The organism is Paraburkholderia lacunae, from assembly GCF_003353175.1.
Classification (GTDB): Bacteria; Pseudomonadota; Gammaproteobacteria; order Burkholderiales; family Burkholderiaceae; genus Paraburkholderia; species Paraburkholderia lacunae.
Genome location: NZ_QHKS01000038.1, coordinates 1 through 15,589, shown reverse-complemented (window position 1 = coordinate 15,589; position 15,589 = coordinate 1). Strand labels below are relative to the sequence as shown.

The 15,589-nt window shown below is 61.4% G+C and carries 17 protein-coding genes and 1 pseudogene; 13 read left to right on the top strand and 5 right to left on the bottom strand.

Going from position 1 to position 15,589, the window contains the following annotated elements; translation table 11 throughout:
• The first annotated feature begins 462 nt into the window (after positions 1 to 462).
• The 6 genes from DLM46_RS39720 (at position 463) to DLM46_RS34515 (ending at position 3,470) form a co-directional block, all read left to right on the top strand.
• Complete coding sequence (locus DLM46_RS39720) at positions 463 to 636, top strand: hypothetical protein (RefSeq protein WP_165848124.1); 174 nt, start codon at positions 463 to 465, stop codon at positions 634 to 636.
• Positions 637 to 1,269: 633 nt separating this feature from the next.
• On the top strand, positions 1,270 to 1,425 hold the full coding sequence (locus tag DLM46_RS34535; protein WP_115108608.1) for a DUF3309 family protein: 156 nt from the start codon (positions 1,270 to 1,272) through the stop codon (positions 1,423 to 1,425).
• Positions 1,426 to 1,549: 124 nt separating this feature from the next.
• On the top strand, positions 1,550 to 1,726 hold the full coding sequence (locus DLM46_RS34530; RefSeq protein WP_115108605.1) for a CsbD family protein: 177 nt from the start codon (positions 1,550 to 1,552) through the stop codon (positions 1,724 to 1,726).
• Positions 1,727 to 1,877: 151 nt separating this feature from the next.
• A complete protein-coding gene (locus DLM46_RS34525; RefSeq protein WP_115108603.1) occupies positions 1,878 to 2,243 on the top strand; it encodes a BON domain-containing protein in 366 nt (121 codons plus the stop codon).
• A gap of 431 nt (positions 2,244 to 2,674) precedes the next feature.
• Positions 2,675 to 3,262, top strand: coding sequence for a BPSL1445 family SYLF domain-containing lipoprotein (locus DLM46_RS34520; RefSeq protein ID WP_115108601.1), 588 nt, complete (start codon positions 2,675 to 2,677; stop codon positions 3,260 to 3,262).
• A gap of 61 nt (positions 3,263 to 3,323) precedes the next feature.
• Complete coding sequence (locus tag DLM46_RS34515; protein ID WP_115102851.1) at positions 3,324 to 3,470, top strand: DUF3096 domain-containing protein; 147 nt, start codon at positions 3,324 to 3,326, stop codon at positions 3,468 to 3,470.
• 161 nt (positions 3,471 to 3,631) lie between these two features.
• On the opposite strand, the pseudogene DLM46_RS40720 reads toward DLM46_RS34515, so the two are convergent.
• The 3 genes and pseudogenes from DLM46_RS40720 to DLM46_RS34500 form a co-directional block, all read right to left on the bottom strand.
• Positions 3,632 to 3,778 (bottom strand): annotated as a pseudogene (locus tag DLM46_RS40720) (DUF2252 domain-containing protein); the annotation flags it as partial.
• 202 nt (positions 3,779 to 3,980) lie between these two features.
• The gene (locus tag DLM46_RS34505; RefSeq protein WP_115108598.1) at positions 3,981 to 4,700 is read right to left on the bottom strand and encodes a Crp/Fnr family transcriptional regulator; all 720 of its coding nucleotides are present in this window, start codon (positions 4,698 to 4,700) and stop codon (positions 3,981 to 3,983) included.
• 341 nt (positions 4,701 to 5,041) lie between these two features.
• Positions 5,042 to 5,893: a sensor histidine kinase gene (locus tag DLM46_RS34500; protein ID WP_208866397.1), complete on the bottom strand. Its 852-nt coding sequence runs from the start codon at positions 5,891 to 5,893 to the stop codon at positions 5,042 to 5,044.
• Positions 5,894 to 6,526: 633 nt separating this feature from the next.
• Here DLM46_RS34500 and DLM46_RS34495 point away from each other — a divergent pair.
• Both DLM46_RS34495 and DLM46_RS34490 read left to right on the top strand, forming a co-directional pair.
• Entirely contained in the window at positions 6,527 to 7,069 is a 543-nt protein-coding gene (locus tag DLM46_RS34495) for a class I SAM-dependent methyltransferase (protein ID WP_244306487.1), read from the top strand.
• 164 nt (positions 7,070 to 7,233) lie between these two features.
• Positions 7,234 to 8,364: a VIT1/CCC1 transporter family protein gene (locus tag DLM46_RS34490; protein ID WP_115108592.1), complete on the top strand. Its 1,131-nt coding sequence runs from the start codon at positions 7,234 to 7,236 to the stop codon at positions 8,362 to 8,364.
• A gap of 182 nt (positions 8,365 to 8,546) precedes the next feature.
• On the opposite strand, the gene DLM46_RS34485 is transcribed toward DLM46_RS34490, so the two are convergent.
• Positions 8,547 to 8,852 carry a hypothetical protein gene (locus DLM46_RS34485; RefSeq protein WP_115108590.1) on the bottom strand — a complete coding sequence of 102 codons (306 nt, stop codon included), beginning with the start codon at positions 8,850 to 8,852 and terminating at the stop codon, positions 8,547 to 8,549.
• An 841-nt stretch (positions 8,853 to 9,693) separates the two neighbouring features.
• Here DLM46_RS34485 and DLM46_RS34480 point away from each other — a divergent pair.
• The 4 genes from DLM46_RS34480 to DLM46_RS34465 all read left to right on the top strand — a co-directional run bounded on the left by DLM46_RS34480 (position 9,694) and on the right by DLM46_RS34465 (position 13,815).
• Positions 9,694 to 10,869, top strand: coding sequence for a quaternary amine ABC transporter ATP-binding protein (locus DLM46_RS34480; protein WP_115108588.1), 1,176 nt, complete (start codon positions 9,694 to 9,696; stop codon positions 10,867 to 10,869).
• Positions 10,862 to 11,764, top strand: a complete 903-nt coding sequence (choW, locus tag DLM46_RS34475) for a choline ABC transporter permease subunit (protein ID WP_115108586.1) — start codon at positions 10,862 to 10,864, stop codon at positions 11,762 to 11,764. The genes DLM46_RS34480 and choW overlap by 8 nt, the downstream gene beginning before the upstream one ends.
• 7 nt (positions 11,765 to 11,771) lie before the next feature.
• Positions 11,772 to 12,770: a GlxA family transcriptional regulator gene (locus DLM46_RS34470; RefSeq protein WP_115108585.1), complete on the top strand. Its 999-nt coding sequence runs from the start codon at positions 11,772 to 11,774 to the stop codon at positions 12,768 to 12,770.
• A gap of 109 nt (positions 12,771 to 12,879) precedes the next feature.
• Positions 12,880 to 13,815, top strand: coding sequence for a choline ABC transporter substrate-binding protein (locus DLM46_RS34465; RefSeq protein WP_115108582.1), 936 nt, complete (start codon positions 12,880 to 12,882; stop codon positions 13,813 to 13,815).
• A gap of 56 nt (positions 13,816 to 13,871) precedes the next feature.
• On the opposite strand, the gene DLM46_RS34460 is transcribed toward DLM46_RS34465, so the two are convergent.
• Complete coding sequence (locus DLM46_RS34460) at positions 13,872 to 14,954, bottom strand: GlxA family transcriptional regulator (protein WP_115108580.1); 1,083 nt, start codon at positions 14,952 to 14,954, stop codon at positions 13,872 to 13,874.
• 368 nt (positions 14,955 to 15,322) lie between these two features.
• Here DLM46_RS34460 and DLM46_RS34455 point away from each other — a divergent pair.
• On the top strand, positions 15,323 to 15,589 hold a 267-nt coding region (locus tag DLM46_RS34455; protein WP_279635259.1), incomplete at its 3' end, for a serine dehydratase beta chain.

The following is a 15,589-nucleotide window of genomic DNA, read 5'->3' as shown; positions in this document are numbered from 1 at the left end:
TTGACGCATCGAGTCAAGGTCGTTGACCGCTACCGTACAGACATATCCGGTCGCACGTGGGAACGTAGCGTTACACCTTGCGCGCATCAACGATTCCGGGGTCGCTCCCGTGAGGCACGCATTCGCGGACAACCGGCGACCGGCGCAACGCCGCACATCCTTGTTGTGACAGAACGCCAGATGCCACCGCACGTTTCGCCAGCTGGTCGCGACCGAAGTGTCGCGCCGCGGCTGAAGCGGGTGTCGAACCTAAGGAGAGCGTCATGTACAACATCGTCTGGCTTGTGGGAGCCGTGGTCATCGTTCTGTTCGTGCTCGGCTATGTCGGATTGAGGTAGGGTCTTCGTCGCAGGTGGAGAACATGGCCAGCGGGGTCCCGTCGAGTATGGATGGCCGCCATGCGAAGACGCGGCTGCGACTCACCGCCGGGATGAAGAAACGTCCCGGCCACCGGAGGTCATCATGCGTATCTACCATCCCGAGCAACATCCGAACAGTGACAAGAGCGAGCACAACGTCGACAGGGCCGTCGAGGACACCTTTCCGGCGAGCGATCCACCGTCGATCGGCGGCGTAACAAAAATCAAACCGAAGCCGGATCGCAAGAAATCACATAAGAAACTGTTGCGAGGTTAAGCAAAGATGGGATTTCGGTCAGCCGAAGTGCCTGCGTGCCGACGACCGCCGCAGGCAGCGGCAATTGGTCGGCACGTAACAGCGAGCTACGCACGTAGAGTGTTTGCGTGTTCGTGACCGGTGACGAGACAGAAACGGCATGCCGCCGTTCGGTATTCCCTCGTCGTCGGCGCCGCCCTGGGCATTGCTGGCGGGTTCCTCAAGGCGTTGAGCCCAACCGCGCGCAGCGGCTCCGTTTGTCTACGCTGGGTGGTGTTCGAGAGCTTTCAGGCAAGGTGTACGCACGCCCAATTGCTGTCGGTACGGTGCCGTAAATCTAACGTCCGGCGCCGAGTGCGCCGTCCGCAGTACCTGCTGCGCTACTTGGCGACGCCCGCTCCGTTGACGTTCACCAAAGTCCTTCAGCGTACAGACGCGATAGAGATATCTCGATGTCCTCCACCGTACCGACTGCGTGGCGAATCAATGTCAATCTCACTTTGCCGGGCAGGTTTCCAAGACGTATTGCGGGTGCCCACCGGCATCAAATTGCATTTTGCAGAGATACCTCGCGCAAGGCACGGAAGATTCCTGGCACCTGGCGAGCGAGCGGCGACGGGTTCGTCGAAACACGGAGTCGAAAGGAGAAGTTCCATGTTGGGAACAATATTGATCGTCGTGCTGGTGCTTGTATTGCTCGGCGCGATACCGACCTGGCCGCACAGCCGTTCGTGGGGCTATATGCCCAGCGGCGTGCTGGGCGTGGTGCTGATCATCGTGCTTGTGCTACTCCTCCTGGGTCGGATATAGGCGCGAGATTCCTGTCTGGGGAGGCCCCTTCGCGGATCGTCGTTGCCGTGCCGTTGCATCTGAAAACGGGCGACCGGCGCGCATCCGTAAGTCCGGGCATCCGTCATTTTCAAGGAGCAATGTCATGAACAAAGATCAGGTGAAAGGCCGCATCAAGGAAGCCAAAGGAAAGCTGAAGGAAGTGGTCGGCAAGGCCACGGGAAAGCAGACGACGACGGTGAAGGGCAGGGTCGAACAGGTCGTCGGTAAGACACAGGCCGCGTATGGCGACGCGAAAGAGCAACTCAGGAAGCAGCCGTAGGGTGTTCGCGCGTACAGGTTCTGAAGCGCTACGTAGTGGGGCAATGTGCTCCAGTGACACATTCTGAGCGTGTGTATGTGAACAGGGGGCGGGCTCGCGCGTGGGATCGCCCCCGCGTTTTCAACAACTGATTTGAACTGGGGTAAGCAATATGGAAACCATCAATTTTCTAAAATTCGCCGCCGGTGCTGCGTGCATGGCGCTTGCGGTAAACCTGTCCGCTCAGGAGACCCATTCCGTTCCGAATGACACGGATACACCGGCGGCGTCCATCAATCCGACCCATGATTCGGTTGGCCAGGGCATCGACGACACGGCGATCACAACGAAAGTCAAAGCGAGTCTGCTGGCCGAGAAGAACTTTAGATCGTTGCATGTCAAGGTCCGCACGCGTGAGGGCGTGGTGCGCCTGAGCGGTACCGTGCCGTCGCTGGTCCAAAAGCACACGGCAACCGATGTGGCGCAGGCGATCACCGGCGTCAAGTCGGTCGAGAACCACCTGGTCGTCGCCAGGTAGCGGTAAGCATCGACGAACGGTGAGCAATCGTCATGGCCGGTAACACGCGGAGGCGAAATGCACTGTGTATCGCGCTCGTGCGGGCGCTTCCATGCCGCCGGTTCTGCGCGTACAGCGAAGCACGATTGAACTGGCGAGATCTGCTCCGGGATCCGCCCCACATTTCACAGGAGAAGCCATGCAACGCCGAGAGCAGTTTCGATGGCATGCAGCCGCTCCTTCCCGCTGCCCGGACTCATGCGTCCGCTGGTCGTTGGGGTCCCAGGAATGATTCATGTGGTCGCCGGAGGTGCGCCCCCGATTCTCTTTTCGGGTACGCTGAACAGAAACGCTGATCGAGGCTGGTTTCGCGTCTCTGTACGCTGTCGTACCGCATCCGCAACCGCCTTGGCGTAGCGTCAAGAACATCTAGGAACAAACTGGAGACAATCATGCTACGCCGCACATTCATATGGGGTACGCCGGGATCGATCCTGGCTATTGGCCTCGCGGTCTCGGGCTGCACGACGACCGGAACATCCGATGCCAGCGGCCACCAGGTCGACAAGCGTCACACCATCGACGCCGGCGTCGACTCGACCCTTGAACGCCTTTACACGACAGTCAACGGCTCGCGTGAACTGGTGGGGAAGGCGCGGGGCGTGCTGGTGTTCCCGTCGGTGATCTCGGCCGGTTTCTGGGTCGGTGGCCAGTATGGCGAAGGCTCGCTGCGCGTGGGTGGCAGCACGGTCGGGTACTACAGCACCACGACCGCTTCGATCGGGCTGCAGATCGGCGCGCAATCGAAAGCCATCATTTTCCTGTTCATGACCGAGGACGCACTCACACGATTCCGTAATAGCGAAGGCTGGTCGGCCGGCGGCGATGCGTCAGTGGCGGTACTGAAAGTCGGCGCGAACGGCAACATCGATACCACCACCGCGACGGCACCGGTCGAAGCGTTCGTGCTCACGAACAACGGGTTGATGGCCGGCGTAACGCTCGAAGGCACCAAGGTCACCAGGCTCAAGTCGCTGTAACGAGCAATGCAGGCGGGGCAGGTTTGTGTCTCTTTATCGCTTTCAATCTTACGGAGGGGGCATGCACATTCTCACGAACGCGGGCCCACTGGTTTCGCTGATCGCCGGCATTCTGATTCTCGTGGTACCTCGCCTGTTGAATTACATCGTGGCGATCTACCTGATTGTTATCGGGCTGCTCGGGCTGTTCGGGGGACATCTTCACTGACCGGAAACCTCCCATGAAAAAGCACGTTGGGTAGGAGATCGTCAGTGGGGATTGAGTCGGCAGTACGGTCCCCTTGTGATGATCGCGTCAGGCGGCATGCGCGGTCATCACACAGAGGGTCGGTAGCCATGCTTGTCCGTAGCGGTGTGCTGCGCGCCTTATCACGTAGCAGAGTCCATTGCATATCTGCGGCAGTGCTCGAGATAGCCCCGTTCGTGCATGCTCACAAGTTCGACGATACTGGCCCACAGCCAGGAGGGTGCGTCGAGCGTTTTTGAGCGATTGCGCTGCAGTTCCACTCGCCAGCTCGCGCACGTTGACTATGTTCGGCTCTCATTTTCTGGTGTCGCTCAGGCGTAGTCACGACCGGCGGCACCGGCTAGTCAGGTGCGTATTTGAACTCAGGCAATGCCTTCAGGGACTCCCTGGTCGTTGCATTTCCCGTGGGGCATCCGCACTATCGGGAAAAGATCTGCCCGGTAGAAGGTGCCCGGTAGAAGGGCGCTTTATTTACAGCGCCTTCAAGTCAGGCAGCAGCCGGTCGAACTCCCGTTTCACCACGCCATAGCATTCGCACACGCGCGTTTCGAGCCCCGGTCGATCGAGCACCTCGATGTGGCCATGAGCGTAGCGAATCAGTCCCGCGTCCTGCAGTTTCAGCGCCGCCTCCGTCACGCCGGATCTGCGCACGCCAAGCATGTTGGCGATCAGTTCCTGTGTCATCGTCAGTTCGTTTGACGGCAGGCGGTCAATGCTGAGCAGCAGCCATCGGCACAATTGCTGGTCGATCGAATGATGCCGGTTGCAAACGGCCGTCTGGGCCATCTGCGTGATCAACGCCTGGGTATAGCGCAGCAACAGCCGCTGCACCGGGCCGGCTCGATGGAATTCCTCTTTCAGGATGCGGGCTTCCAGTCGATACGCCTGGCCTGCGCTTTGCACGATCGCCCGGCTTGGCGTGGTTTCCCCGCCCATGAACAGCGCGATGCCGATGAGCCCTTCGTTACCCACGATCGCAATCTCGGCGGACGCGCCATCCTCCATCACGTACAGCAGCGACACGATCGACGTCGTCGGAAAATAAACGTGGTGGAGGTGGTCGCCCGACTCGTACACGACCTGCCCGAGCGGCATCTCGACCGGTACCAGATGCGGCGCCAGGCGCGCCCGCTCTGCTTCGGGCAGAACCGCGAGCAGGTGGTTTTCTCTCGAATGCTGCCCGTTTTCCATGCTTTGCTCCCCGACATCCTGTCCAGAAACTGCACGGTCTTCGCCGGATTGTTCCTGACAATATCCGGCTTCAACGGCAGTTGCGTGAACGCGTCAGACAAATTGGCGAGAATGCCGCTGGGTTGCAACTGACAACGGCATTCCCTGAACGCCGTGTCTGACTGGACCCTCATTAAATTATAGTTCGCTCGCGCACAGTGCCCCGTCACAGCGGCCGTAACGGCCGTCAGCCATGGTTCGATGGATCTGCCCTGACGATTCTTTCTGTTGAAAGGAAACGTGTCGCCCCGCGACTGGCAGGTCCCGATGCGGATGGAAATGGGCGACTGTATTGCCCGCTGTCACGTACGCTCACCAGCCATGCGCCGTTCCAGCACAACGGGCAGCCGGAGCGTGAATTCGCTGCCGGTTCCGGGGCCGGCACTGGTCGCCGTCGCCGTGCCGCCATGCGATTCTGCGACCGCCTTCACGACGGCAAGACCCACGCCCAGACCGCCGGCACTCGCCGCAATCGTCCGGCTGGATTGCGCGAACAGGTCGAAGACATGGGGCAGGAGCGCGGCCGATATGCCCAGACCATTGTCCTTGACGGATACCACGAGGTCTTTCCCGTCCGCGAGCACGTTCACGGTGATGCAACCATTGATCGGCGTGTATTTCACCGCGTTATGCAGGAGGTTGTCGACGGCCTGTGCAAGACGGACCGGATCGCCTTCAATGCGAAGTGTCCTGTCGGCAATCTGCACGGTGAGGGTCTGGCCGCGCTGGGCGGCTGCTAGTGCGGCAGCGGTGAGCGGGGCGGCCAGAGCCGCGACGACGTCGACGCAGACCTTGCTCAGACGCAGCGCACCCCGGTCGACCCGCGTGGCGTCCATCAGGTCCTCGGCAAGCCGCGCAATCTGCGTGATCTGCCGGTCGATCATGTCAATTGACCGAAGCACCTCCGGTCGATCCGCCGATGCCCTGCGGATGAGCTGGGTGGCGAGTTGAAGCGGCGTTAACGGTCCGCGAAGCTCGTGCGCCACCATCGCCAGAATCTGATCCTTCAGTTGCGGCGTGTCGTCATGGCCATGAACCGGCGCAGAGCGATTGAAAAAAACGACGGCAGCCTGTCGCAGAGGACGCTCCATAACTTTATCTGCCACGTCTGCATGGCGCGCGTCGGGCGTGCTGACGGACCACTGAAAAGACACTGGATGAAGTGACATGTCAAACCCCCATCTTTTGAGCGCGTGGATCGCGACCAGACGCGATACGCGCAGGGTGGATCAACACGTTCTCACGCCAGACCGCGTACGTCTGTACGGTGGCGGTCAGGAACCTCGAGGCGCAAGAGTTGGTCTGCCACATGATTTCCAATACCTGGCGCCGCGGTTGAACGGCAAGAGCAGTCCTACGCTCCAACGGGTATGGACGCATGAGTCCCAGTTCGGCCCCCAGTGCGGCACCGTACCGACTTCCGTTCCGGTTGCGAGCATCGTGTTCCCATGACGGGGTTCGTACGGATGACCTCTTCGCTGAACACCGTTTCGTCGCTCCTGTCCTCGCGGGACATATGAAACGGGAGGCTGCCCGGATCGACGCCTGAGAGGGTCAACGAGTCGGGCCAACAGAGTCCGGAGACACCTATGCATGCGTCCTTTCTCCCTCGACTGGCATTGCGCTCCGCTGGATTTTGCAAGATTTTTTCGCGAGTACTCATCCGCGGAGCGCTTCAGCTCGGTTTCACTTCACGTGATCCGCTGTTTCTCTCCGTTGTCGAAAATCTCCGCAACCCGGCAATGGTGGGGGCACCATGCCGGAGTTCCGCCGCATTGGCGTGCTGCATGGCACAGTTCGTCGACCCGGATAGCGAGGGATACGTCGTCGAGCTCGGGGGCGGAACGGGTCCGGTGACCGCCGCGCTCCTCGCCCGCGGCATCGCCCCCGAACGGCTCATTGTTATCGAGCGATCTCCGGTGCTGAGCTGCCATTTGCAGCGGCGCTTTCCATTCGTCAGGGTTGTTTGCGGTAACGCGGAACGGCTGCTGGAATTGCTCGGCAACTGTGGCCCCGTCAGCGCGATCGTATCGAGTTTGCCTCTTCGCTCGCTGAAAGCGGAACCGGTGCAGGCGATTGTCGATCACTGTCATTCCGTCGTCTCGCCCGGAGGCGTCCTGGTGCAGTTCAGCTACGCTTTTTGGAGTTCATCTCCCCTCGAAGCCCCCCATTGCGAGAAGATCTTCAGCCGCGTGGTATGGCGCAATTTCCCGCCCGCGCGCGTGGACGTTTTCATAGTCGGGGCGAAGCTGGCCGCCGAGCCGCACGATTTGACGACGCCAGAATTTCGGCATGGTCAAGTAGTGCGGCGAGCGGAGGCGATGCCGTGAAAAAGTCGAGATACATCCAGGCGCGAAAAGCGTTTCATGCGGACCCGAATCGTGATGAGAACCGTTGACGTTCTCGCTCAAGACGCGTCTTGGGGGCTTTGTGATTTCCGCGCGTGAAGCGAGTACGCTTTACTATTGACGACTCGATATGCGGACACTTCGCCATGGCATCCAAACATGAAGTAAGGCGGTACAGAGCCAATCTTTCCGATGAACTTCATAGTGCCGCGCTGTATGAAACCCTTGCGAAGGTGGAGAAGGACGACACTCGCAAGCAGGTATATAGCGACCTGGCCAGGTCCGAGCGCGAACACGCGCAGGTGTGGGCCGACAAGCTGAAGTCCAACGGCATCCAGCCGAAGGGGACTGGGCAGGCCGTCAAAACCCGCCTGATGCAGACATTGGTGCGCATTTTCGGCGCGGGTTTCGTCTTGCCCACGCTGGCCGCCGCCGAGTACGCGGATCGCAACAAATACCACGGACAACCCGACGCCGCGCGCCTGTCGGCCGATGAGCACCACCACGCCGCCGTGGTTCAGACACTGGCTCACGGCGGCGGCGGCCCGGACATGTCGCAAGGCGCGCGGATTGCGGCAGCGGAGTCGTGGCACAAGGGCGTATCGTCGGGTAATGACCTGCGCGCGGCCGTGCTGGGAGCGAACGACGGGCTGGTCTCGAACTTCTGCCTGATCATGGGCGTGGCAGGCGCCGGCACCGGCAACAAGGCCATCCTGTTGACCGGGCTGGCCGGGCTGATAGCCGGAGCGTGCTCGATGGCGTTGGGCGAATGGTTGTCGGTAACCAATGCTCGTGAGCTGGCCAGTACCCAGATCGCGAAAGAGGCCGAGGAACTGGAGATGTCCCCTGAGGCCGAAGAGCACGAACTGGCGCTGATCTATCGCGCCAAGGGTCTCGACGCGAGCGAGGCCAAGCGCGTGGCAGCGCAGATGATGCGTGATAAAGACAAGGCGCTCGACACATTGACGCGCGAGGAACTCGGACTCGATCCCGCTGAATTGGGTGGCAATCCCTGGTCCGCTGCGGGAGTCTCCTTTTGCCTGTTCTCGGTCGGCGCGATTTTCCCGGTCATGCCGTTCCTATGGACGCGCGGATTCAATGCAATCGTCCAGTGCATCGTCTTCAGCATGCTTGCACTTGCATCGATCGGCGTCTTCACGTCGCTCTTTAACGGACGAAGCGCAGGGTTCTCCGCACTGCGTCAGGTGGCGATCGGTTTGATCGCAGCGGCGTTTACATTCGGAGTCGGTAAGCTGCTGGGCGTATCCATCTCCTGACAACGCTTTGAAGCTCGCAGGCGCGGTTGGCCACGGTTGTATCGCGCACCTGCACCGATCGCGAACGGAATAGATTTTCTTTCAAAAACGCCTTCATTTTCTTTGCATCGATTGAGGCAAGACTTTACCCTGTCGCGCAACGTGATTCATCGAGGCTGGATGTCGCGACTGCCTCGTTTATCTCAATCCCCATCCCAACCGCGGCGCTCGCGCCATTCGCGTTCGTGCTCCTCATGACGATGCCATTGCCGTTCTCGCCACTCCTGGCGCTCACGCCATTCGCGAGCACGCCAGTCATCGTCGTAGCCATACTGGACGACGGGCGCAGGCGCATAGACAACCGGCGGCGGGACATAGACTGGTTCGGGCTGCACATACACCGGACCCGGCAAGCCGATGCCGATGCCGACATCGACGTGTGCGGATGCCGCAGAGGAGGCCGCGAGTACCGCGGTGCCGAGGATTGCCGCTAACAGGTGCTTGCTCATTTTTTTTCTCGCGTGCTGTGTCCAGCGCGGTGACAGTGAATATGGAGCGCAGTTTAGGCAGAGCGGCAGTTCGTAGGTGCAAGCGATATGCGAGATTGGTAACACGGAGTTACCTTAAGGTTGCCATAATGAGTCTTGGCCAGGATGGAGGTGCCAAGCCTCTGGTCCACCGTTTGCTGCTCACCGGCTGCTCACCGGCTGCTCACCCGCTGCTCACCATTCGCGACGCTGTTTCGGGCCGGACCGGCAGCGAATCTTCGGGCCGCGCAGGTTTCATAAAAAGATTTCATAAAAATTTCATTTTGCTAACAGGCGTCCGTGCTCGGCATGGGGAGGCGTGATGAGTTTTTCCGCTGAAGTTTGGGCGCTTGCGCGCCTCTGGTGCATGTACCCGGTGTTGACAGGCATTGCGGTCTGGTACTTTTCGCGCGCCGACCGTCTGGTTCACGTTTTCCGGGCGCGGTATTGACGTCTTTTGTGGTCCCCGCCCCGAAAAGCGATCTTTTTGCACCGCAACGCCGCCACTTGCTCCGGCGCGACACGCCGGCTGAGCGCTCCAATCTTCCGCAAACCCTTGTCCCGCAAGGCTCCGAGGGCGGTATGACGGCCCGGACGCAATTTCGCTGTCGCATTTTCACAGGTGGTTGTCGCAAATAGTCGGCTAGCCGTACTTTTTTCTGGCAACTATGTATGCACAGCGCGGACGTGCGTCCGCCACGCAGCAAGTATCTTGCATGGGAGACCCGAGTAAGTGCTCTGCATGGGCCCGGAGTAAGCGCTGAAGCGCTAACTCCGGCCGACAGCTAAAGCGCTAACTCGGGTCGACATAGGAGAGCATTCAATGAATTCCCCCAAGGTCGTGGTCGAAGGGCTGTGCAAGGTGTTCGGCACCAACCCGAAACAGGCGATCGGCATGCTGGCAGGCGGCGCGACGAAAGAAGAAGTGTTCGCGCGTACTGGTCAGATTGTCGGCGTCCACAACGTGTCGTTCGAAGTCAAGGAAGGCGAGATCTTCGTGCTGATGGGCCTGTCCGGCTCCGGCAAGTCGACGCTGATTCGCCTGATCAATCGCCTCGTCGAGCCGACAGCCGGCAAGGTGCTGATCGACGGCCGCGATGTGGCAAGCGTGCCGCGCTCGGAACTGACGGCGCTGCGCCGCAAGGACATGAGCATGGTGTTCCAGTCGTTCGCGCTGATGCCACAGCGCACCGTGCTGTCGAACGCGGCGTTCGGGCTCGAAGTGGCGGGCGTCGGCAAGAAGGAGCGCGAGCAGCGGGCGATGACCGTGCTCGAGCAAGTCGGCCTCGCGCCGTTCGCGCAGAAGCTGCCGGCGCAACTCTCGGGCGGCATGCAGCAGCGTGTGGGGCTCGCGCGGGCGCTGGCGGTCAATCCGTCGCTGATGATCATGGACGAGGCGTTCTCCGCACTCGACCCGCTCAAGCGCAAGGAAATGCAGAATGTGCTGCTCGACCTGCAACGCGAGCAGCAGCGCACGATCCTGTTCGTGTCGCACGATCTGGAAGAGGCGATGCGCATCGGCACGCGGATCGCGATCATGGAAGGCGGCAAGGTCGTGCAGATCGGCACGCCGCAGGAAATCATCACGAATCCCGCCGACGACTACGTACGCGCATTCTTCGAAGGCATCGACACCAGCCGCTATCTGACGGCCGGCGACCTGATGCAGACCGACGCCGTGCCGTTGATGCATGCGCCGCACATCGACGCGTCGAGCGTCGCCGCGACGCTGAACGGCAGCGCCGAGTACGCCTTCGTGCTCGACGGCGAACGCAGGATCCGCGGCTTCGTTTGCCGCGATGCGACCGGCAGCGCGTCGCCGCAGGTCAACCATATCGAATGCATCCGCCGCAGCACGCCGCTCGACGACGTGGTCGAGCGCGTGGTGGCGAGCCATGCGCCGCTGCCGGTCGTCGACGCCGACGGTTTCTACTGTGGTTCGGTCAACAAGACGAACGTGCTGAACGTCCTTACGCGCCATCGAGGTTCCCATGTCTGAAATCATTCCGCTCGGCGCCTGGGTCGATCACGGCGTCCACTACCTGCTCGACCACGACGCGAAAACCTTCGATTCCATCGGCAAGGTCATCGAGAGCTTTGCCGCGCTGATCGAGCACGGCCTGCAAGCCGTGCCGATGTGGGCGCTGATGGCGTTCTTCGTTGGCATCGGCCTGTGGCGGGTCGGCTGGCGTTTCGCGCTGTTCACCCTGCTGGCGATGCTGCTGATTTACAGCACCGGCTTCTGGGATCAGATGGTGATCACGCTTGGTCTGACGCTGTCGTCGACCTTGATCAGTCTCCTGCTCGGCGTGCCGCTCGGCATCTCGACAGCGAAGAGCCGCTACGTCGAAACGGTCGTGCGCCCCGTGCTCGACCTGATGCAGACCATGCCCGCTTTCGTCTACCTGATTCCGGCGGCAATGCTGTTCGGTCTCGGCCGCGTGCCGGGGATTCTGTCGACGGTGATCTTCGCGATGCCGCCCGCGGTACGCCTCACATCGCTCGGCATCAAGCATGTGAACCGCGAAATCGTCGAAGCAGGACAAGCGTTCGGCTGCACGCCTTTGCAGCTGCTCTACAAGGTGCAGATTCCGAATGCGCTGCCGTCGATCATGACCGGCGTGAACCAGACCATCATGATGGCGCTCTCGATGGTGATCATCGCGTCGATGGTCGGCGCGGGCGGTCTCGGCAACGACGTGCTGGCGAGCATTCAGCGCCTCGACATCGGGCTCGGCTTCGAAAGCGGCCTCTCGGTGGTGATGCTCGCGATCATTCTCGACCGCATCACGGAAAGTTTCGGCCGCTCGCCGGGCATGGCGCGCGCACCGCTTCTGTCGGGCCTGCGCAGCGTCATGAAGGTGCGCCGCGCTCCGGCGGCGCAACACGGCTGAGCCGTCCATGAAGCGCGACGCGATCACGCCCATCGAGGCTCAACCCGAATCGCCGCTGTCCGGGCTCGCGCACTTCGGCTTTCTGACGCTGCCGAATTTTTCGATGATCGCGTTCACGAGCGCGGTCGAAGTGCTGCGCATGGCGAATTACGTGGGCCGCGAGCAGCACTACAGGTGGTCGGTGATCACACCTGACGGCGAACCGGCGCGAGCCAGCAACGGCATCGTCGTCAAGCCGACCACGACGCTGGCCGAAGCAGGCCTGCCCGATGTGCTGATCGTCTGCGCGGGCTGGCAGGTGCGCGACTATGTGGACGAGACGGTCATCGCGTTGCTGCGGGACGTGGCATCGCAAGGCATTCCGCTCGGCGGCCTTTGCACGGGTCCGTATGCGCTGCTGGCGGCGAACCTGCTCGACGGTTATCGCTGCACGGTGCATTGGGAAGACATGTCGCCGTTGCACAAGAGTTATCCGCATGTGCGTTTCGCCGACGAGTTGTTCGTGATCGACCGCGACCGCCTGACCTGCACGGGCGGCACCGCGCCGCTCGATCTGATGCTCAATCTGGTCGGCATGAGGCTGGGGCGTGCGGTCGCGGCGCAGGTGTCCGAGCAATTCATCGTCGAGCGGATTCGCGGCTCGACCGATTATCAGCACATTCCGGTGGACGCGCGCGTCGGCTTCTCGCGCGCGGAGCTCATCGAAGTGGTGCGGCTGATGGAAGCGAATATCGAGGAACCGTTGTCGCTCGATGAACTCGCGCGGCTCGTGCGTTTGTCGCAGCGTCATCTGCAGCGCATGTTCAAGATGTTCCTGAGCGTGTCGCCCACGCACTATTACCTGACGCTGCGCTTGCGGCGCGCGCGCGAACTCCTGCGCAATACCGATGCGTCGATTGCTCGCGTGACGGCCGTCTGCGGCTTTCATTCGCCGTGCCATTTCAGTAAGGCATACCGCGCGCAGTTCGGCCATGCGCCGAGCGTCGAGCGGCGGCTGTCGGCGTAAAGCCTGCGGCTCCGGTTCATCCGCCTGGTTTCGTAGGTTGAGTTTCAGCTGTTCGGTTTCATCTGCTTAATACATCCAATCCGGCATCAATCACCCTTGGGGGAAAACCATGAAACGTCTGTGGGTCGCGTCGCTGTGCGCGCTGTCAATGTCGGCTCTCCATGCAGCCGAACCTGCCGCCTGCCAAAACGTCCGGTTCGCCGACGTCGGTTGGACCGACATCGCAGCGACCACCGGTCTCGCGTCGACGGTGCTCGAAGGGCTCGGCTACAAGCCGACCAAAACGATCGCGTCGGTGCCGATCACGTTCGCGGGCGTCAAAAGCAAGCAGATCGACGTGTTTCTCGGCTACTGGTCGCCGACCATGGACCCGATGATCGATCCGTTCAGGAAGGCAGGGCAGGTCAACGTGCTGTCCACGCCTAACCTGGTCGGCGCGAAATACACGCTGGCGGTGCCGGATTATGCGTATCAGGCGGGCATCAAGTCGTTCGCCGACATCGCGAAGAACTACGACAAACTCGACGGCAAGATCTACGGCATTGAACCGGGCAACGACGGCAATGCGCTCATCAAGAAGATGATCGACAGCAACCAGTTCGGACTCGGCAAGTTCAAGCTGGTGGAGTCGAGCGAGGCGGGCATGCTGATCGAAGTGAATCGCGCGATTCGCGAGAAGAAGCCGATCGTGTTTCTCGGCTGGGAGCCGCATCCGATGAACGTGCAGATGAAGATCGACTATCTGTCCGGCGGCGACGACGTGTTCGGTGCGAACTACGGCGAAGCCAAAGTGCTGACGGTCACGCCGCCCGACTACGCGGCGCGTTGTCCGAACGTCGCGAAGCTCGTGTCGAACCTGCAGTTCACGACCGATATCGAGAACCGCGTGATGTTGCCGATCATGAACAAGGTCGATGCGAACAAGGCGGCGCGCGATTGGCTGAAGGCGAATCCGGCGGTGCTCGACAAATGGCTCGCGGGCGTCAAGACGTTCGATGGCAAGGACGGTTTGCCGGCGGTCAAGGCTTACGTCGCAGGGAAGTGAGGGTCTGGTTCAGGCGCCGGTTGTACGGCGCCTGAACCGGATAAGCCGGGCCGGGCTCAGATCGCCTGAGCCCGGCCCGGAAAGGTTTCGTCGTAGCCGGCGCCGTAATGCGCTTCCTCGGCTGTGCCACGTTGTTCGCGGAACATCATTGGCGGCAGGCCGAATTGTTTGCGGAATTCGCGGCCCAGATGCGACGCGTCGGAAAAGCCGCAACTCGAGGCGATATCCGCCACGGTTTTATCCGAACTGGTCAGCAGCCACGCGGCGGTGCGCAAGCGAACCTGCTTCGCGTACGCTTGCGGCGCTTTACCGGTTTGCGCCTTGAACAGGCGTTCAAGCTGGCGCGGCGACAGATCGAGCTTGCGCGCGAGTTCGTCGAGCGATAGCGAACGTCCCACGTGCTGTTCCATCAGCAGGATCGCGCGTTTCACCTTCGGATGCGCGGCGGGCGCAAGTCCCGGCGGATGCGGCTGCGGCGCGTTGCCCTTTTGCATGTCGTCCACCAGCAGGATGCGCAGCGCCTTTTGCACCGTGGCGGTTTCGAAGTGCCGCAGCAGGATCGCCGCAGCCACGTCGATCGACGCGCGGCCACCCGAGCAGGTGATACGCCTGCGGTCGATCACGAACAGGCGGTCGGCGACCAGCGCTTCCTCATTGACCGACGGAAAGCGCTCGATGAAATCCCAGTAATGAAACCAGCTCACGCAGATGCGGTGGCCGTCGAGCACACCCGCGCGCATCAGCGAGAACACGCCGGTGCACATGCCGACGAGCGTCGCATCGGTCGCGGCGGCGCGGCGGATGAACGCGAGCGTCGCTTCGCTCGCGGCGGGTCCCGAATGCAGCAAGCCGCCGACCACGACGACGTAATCGAACGGCTCGGCGTTGTCGAAGGTTTCCCACGGCGTGATCTGAATGCCGCAACTCGCGCGCACCGGCGCCAGGGTTTCCCCGATGACGCTCCACGAACAGCGCACGGGCTTGCTGAAATCGCCTTCGTCGGCGGACAGGCGCAGCAGGTCGACGAAACCCGAAAACGCCGTCAGCGTGAAGTTCGGCAACAGGATGATGCCGAAGCGGATGCGCTGCTTCGAGGTGCCGTCGATCGATTGAAGGGGAAGCGGTTCAGCGGGGTTCATGCATACGGCCAGTAGTGGAAAGGATTGAATCAAGCATAGCACCCGCGTTACGTCGGGTTATTGCCAGCTTTTTGCCTGCTTATTGCCTGCTTTTTTGCCTCGTTATCGCCTGCTTAATGTCCGGCTCACGCCCGGCGGTGAGGCTGTGCAGGTTCTGGCATCAGCATCGCCAGCGGCGGCGGTAACGCCTGTCGGAAATGCGTCAGAAGTCATCGCAAATGCGCCGCCGCCGTTGGCGGGCGGCCCGCTTGACGACACTATCCCACGGTGATGCCGTTTTTATTCTATCGGTCCAAATTGGCGTTTGGTGCAATGGGGGCGAATCTGAATCCACCCAACCCCCGGCAGCGCAACGCATAAGGTACGCCATGAACGTCAGCGTCTTCGATCTGTTCAAGATCGGCATCGGCCCGTCGAGTTCGCACACGGTCGGTCCGATGATCGCTGCATGCCGCTTCGCCTCGCATATTGAAGATGCGAATCTGCTGGGCTTCGTGCGCCGCGTCAAGGCGGAGCTGTTCGGCTCGCTCGGCGCCACCGGCAAGGGGCACGGCACCGACAAAGCGGTGCTGCTCGGCCTCGAAGGCAATCTGCCCGACCGGATCGATCCGGACCTGATCGAGCCGCGTCTTCAG

Coding starts and splice junctions, on each gene's coding strand:
- DLM46_RS39720 (WP_165848124.1), top strand. CDS start 463: ATGCGTATCTACCATCCCGAGCAACATCCGAACAGTGACAAGAGCGAG.
- DLM46_RS34535 (WP_115108608.1), top strand. CDS start 1,270: ATGTTGGGAACAATATTGATCGTCGTGCTGGTGCTTGTATTGCTCGGC.
- DLM46_RS34530 (WP_115108605.1), top strand. CDS start 1,550: ATGAACAAAGATCAGGTGAAAGGCCGCATCAAGGAAGCCAAAGGAAAG.
- DLM46_RS34525 (WP_115108603.1), top strand. CDS start 1,878: ATGGAAACCATCAATTTTCTAAAATTCGCCGCCGGTGCTGCGTGCATG.
- DLM46_RS34520 (WP_115108601.1), top strand. CDS start 2,675: ATGCTACGCCGCACATTCATATGGGGTACGCCGGGATCGATCCTGGCT.
- DLM46_RS34515 (WP_115102851.1), top strand. CDS start 3,324: ATGCACATTCTCACGAACGCGGGCCCACTGGTTTCGCTGATCGCCGGC.
- DLM46_RS34505 (WP_115108598.1), bottom strand. CDS start 4,700: ATGGAAAACGGGCAGCATTCGAGAGAAAACCACCTGCTCGCGGTTCTG.
- DLM46_RS34495 (WP_244306487.1), top strand. CDS start 6,527: ATGGCACAGTTCGTCGACCCGGATAGCGAGGGATACGTCGTCGAGCTC.
- DLM46_RS34490 (WP_115108592.1), top strand. CDS start 7,234: ATGGCATCCAAACATGAAGTAAGGCGGTACAGAGCCAATCTTTCCGAT.
- DLM46_RS34485 (WP_115108590.1), bottom strand. CDS start 8,852: ATGAGCAAGCACCTGTTAGCGGCAATCCTCGGCACCGCGGTACTCGCG.
- DLM46_RS34480 (WP_115108588.1), top strand. CDS start 9,694: ATGAATTCCCCCAAGGTCGTGGTCGAAGGGCTGTGCAAGGTGTTCGGC.
- choW (WP_115108586.1), top strand. CDS start 10,862: ATGTCTGAAATCATTCCGCTCGGCGCCTGGGTCGATCACGGCGTCCAC.
- DLM46_RS34470 (WP_115108585.1), top strand. CDS start 11,772: ATGAAGCGCGACGCGATCACGCCCATCGAGGCTCAACCCGAATCGCCG.
- DLM46_RS34465 (WP_115108582.1), top strand. CDS start 12,880: ATGAAACGTCTGTGGGTCGCGTCGCTGTGCGCGCTGTCAATGTCGGCT.
- DLM46_RS34460 (WP_115108580.1), bottom strand. CDS start 14,954: ATGAACCCCGCTGAACCGCTTCCCCTTCAATCGATCGACGGCACCTCG.